The sequence below is a fragment of the Microbispora sp. NBRC 16548 genome (assembly GCF_030268985.1).
Classification (GTDB): domain Bacteria; phylum Actinomycetota; class Actinomycetes; order Streptosporangiales; family Streptosporangiaceae; genus Microbispora; species Microbispora catharanthi.
Genome location: NZ_BSSF01000098.1, coordinates 1 through 353, shown reverse-complemented (window position 1 = coordinate 353; position 353 = coordinate 1). Strand labels below are relative to the sequence as shown.

The window sequence follows — 353 nt, the reverse complement described above, 5'->3', positions numbered from 1 at the left end:
CGGCCGTTACAAGATCAACAAGAAGCTGGGCGTCCAGGCCGACATCACCCAGGGCACGCTGACCGACGAGGACATCGTGTCCACCATCGAGTACATCGTCCGGCTGCACGCCGGTGAGGAGTCGATGGGCCCGGAGGGCTCGGTGGTCGTCGAGACCGACGACATCGACCACTTCGGCAACCGCCGTCTGCGCAGCGTCGGCGAGCTGATCCAGAACCAGGTCCGTCTGGGCCTGGCCCGCATGGAGCGCGTCGTCCGCGAGCGCATGACGACGCAGGACGTCGAGGCGATCACGCCGCAGACCCTGATCAACATCCGCCCGGTCGTGGCGTCGATCAAGGAGTTCTTCGGCA

Annotated in this window: 1 pseudogene; it reads left to right on the top strand. The window is 66.0% G+C overall.

Going from position 1 to position 353, the window contains the following annotated elements:
* Positions 1–353, top strand: a pseudogene (locus tag QSK36_RS43200) (DNA-directed RNA polymerase subunit beta); the annotation flags it as partial.